Source organism: Lachnobacterium bovis DSM 14045, assembly GCF_900107245.1.
GTDB lineage: Bacteria > Bacillota > Clostridia > Lachnospirales > Lachnospiraceae > Roseburia > Roseburia bovis.
Genome location: NZ_FNPG01000052.1, coordinates 1 through 2447, shown reverse-complemented (window position 1 = coordinate 2447; position 2447 = coordinate 1). Strand labels below are relative to the sequence as shown.

General features: G+C 31.7%; 4 protein-coding genes. All 4 read right to left on the bottom strand.

What is annotated here, in order from left to right:
* Positions 1-215: 215 nt before the first annotated feature.
* Complete coding sequence (locus tag BLV79_RS12320) at positions 216-419, bottom strand: hypothetical protein (RefSeq protein WP_074719264.1); 204 nt, start codon at positions 417-419, stop codon at positions 216-218.
* Between the two features lie 236 nt (positions 420-655).
* Positions 656-856 (bottom strand): hypothetical protein, encoded by a 201-nt coding sequence (locus tag BLV79_RS12315; RefSeq protein WP_074719263.1) that lies wholly within the window; start codon positions 854-856, stop codon positions 656-658.
* Between the two features lie 13 nt (positions 857-869).
* Entirely contained in the window at positions 870-1439 is a 570-nt protein-coding gene (locus BLV79_RS12310; protein ID WP_074719262.1) for a hypothetical protein, read from the bottom strand.
* A 30-nt stretch (positions 1440-1469) separates the two neighbouring features.
* On the bottom strand, positions 1470-2447 hold a 978-nt coding region (locus tag BLV79_RS12305), incomplete at its 5' end, for a hypothetical protein (protein WP_207645678.1).

The following is a 2447-nucleotide window of genomic DNA, read 5'->3' as shown; positions in this document are numbered from 1 at the left end:
TTAATTGGATTTGGCCACATACCATTCAAGTCATTCATCAGCATTCCGTTGTTGTAACAATAGCCGTATCTATTTAGGGTAAATGGCATTTCTATTGTACCTTAAATTACATCGAACACAATCCATTATAGCATAATTAAATGAGATTCCAACCTCATTTTGATCTTCTTGACGTTATAATTTACCCTCTTTTGAAAAATAATATACGTCTCATGCTAACTTTTCATATTGGTAGTTGTATTTTGTGTATGCGAAACTATCTCTTCATATTCTGGATATTTTGGAAGCTGGCTAATGTGGATCTCTTCTGAAAGGACTGGTATTCCTTTGGCTTTTTTCTCTGTTGATTCTTTTGCCAGTGTTGATACAAACTCTTTAAGCAAAAAAGAACCACAAAGACTTTTCAATTTCATACTCATCTAAAAGTATAGCTTTTAACTATATAAAACCTTAATCTTTGTGATTCTTTGCGATTCCATTTATTTTTTATTTGCTATATTCTGTTATTCATCTCTATCCATTTTAGACATCTATCTATATGTCTTTTTTTCTTCGGAATTTAATTCTTCAATATCATTTTTTCTTCATTTTTTTATTGAAAAATTTATCTAGTATATCTAGTATAAAAGTTGCAAGCGCGGATGCTCCTGCAATACTAGGATTTGATTTCTTCGCTAAAAAAATGAATATATACCAAACAAAAAGCTATTAAAACAAAAATTAATCTTGAAATTATTCTTTTTATTTTACTATCTGAGTAATAAAGCGCCATTGCAACTCTTAACAAACAAGAAAAAATAAAAATTGCAACTATAATAGCAACTATACATACAATCGTTTCTACAAGTGTTATCATTTATCTCACTCCCTTAGAATAATTTATAATAATATGGACTAAATTCTTTTAATTCAGCTGGATTAACTATTAAATTCATTGAAGTCAAATCTGAGACCAATGCATAAAATTCATCAGGCATATGTGCTTCACATATTCTTACACATGATAACTTACTACCATTTCTAAACCCTTTTATAGTATCAAATCTTCTTAAAGGACTTCTTCTATATGCCTTAAACTTCAATTCTTTTAATGGAATTTCTTTTCTTCCCTTACTCAAATAACTTTCTTCAATATCATCTAAAACCACTTGAATAAGTAATCTTTGAAACTTTACTCCAATCCAAACGATTCCATATCCTACTAATACAATAGACCCCATAAGAAGAGCCATTACAATACACATTGCTACTCCATCTACAAATCTATTAATGATATTGCCCTTATCCCATACAACCGCTGAATATAATCCAAATCCAGCTGGAAAATAAAAGCCCATAACTTTGGAAATAAATTTCATACCTTTCAAGGTATCCTCTATATTAGATTCCGAAGTATATAAATGAACTATTTTATTACCATTATTTCTTTCTCTTTTCATTTTATTTTCCTCCTGAAATAATAAAATTTTCTATTCAGTACATTCCTTCAGTGCTGCATTATAAAAACCAATAGCAGAATCTAATCCCATTGAAAAAATATTCGTTAAATCACCTGAAACTCTTGATCCAATTCCATCAATTAGAGTTGATTCAAATCCCAACCATTTATTTAGCTTTTTATTTAGTGTTTCATCTACTTCTTTGCTAATCTCTTGTATTGGTTGTTTATATTTATGGAGTTCTATCCTTGCATCTAGAATCTTACCCCTTATCTTATCTTTTTTATTATTACTTAATCCTTTCTTATTCAATTTTCTTTTTAATTTAGCTATATACTCTTCTTTAGCATCAAGAAGAGGCATCTGTTCTTCTATTGTCTGAATATTTTCTTCTGTCACCTCAACAGACACATTAGTATGATTTTCTGCGATTTTTTTTACTGGATTTCCAATATATGAAATAGTTGCATTCGCTGCAAATGAACTAAATGCATCTTTAGCAATAGTACCTCCACTCTTGCCTTCTCTTACATCAGTAATAACTGATGCTCCAGCTCCAATAAAGCCACTTACTGCAGCTTCTATATGGTGTGAATTAATTTTACTTAAACACTTTAGCCCTGAAGCAGCTCCTGGCAAAACCGAAAATGCCGCTCCAATTCCTCCTTGTATAGCCACTTCTTTATAGTCCATTTTATTGAAATCCTTACCACTTGAATATTGACTTCCCATCTCTATTCCTGCTCCAGTAATAAATCCTGATGCTGCCACAGCTACTAACGGTGCTGCTGTTCCACCTGTAGCCGTAACTAATAATGCTGCTCCAAAAATTGCTGCTCCCTGTATTGCCCCACCAATAATCTGTCTTTTGTGACTCTTAACAAAATTTCCAGCGTTCTTAACAACACCTCCAACCGCCTTAGCAGCCTTTTTTGTCTTATCCTTAACCCACTTAATTGGATTTGGCCACATACCATTCAAGTCATTCATCAGCATTCCGTTGTTGTA

Excerpts from the sequence above, each read along its gene's own strand:
- BLV79_RS12315 (WP_074719263.1), bottom strand. The coding sequence starts at position 856 with ATGATAACACTTGTAGAAACGATTGTATGTATAGTTGCTATTATAGTT.
- BLV79_RS12320 (WP_074719264.1), bottom strand. The coding sequence starts at position 419 with ATGAGTATGAAATTGAAAAGTCTTTGTGGTTCTTTTTTGCTTAAAGAG.
- BLV79_RS12310 (WP_074719262.1), bottom strand. The coding sequence starts at position 1,439 with ATGAAAAGAGAAAGAAATAATGGTAATAAAATAGTTCATTTATATACT.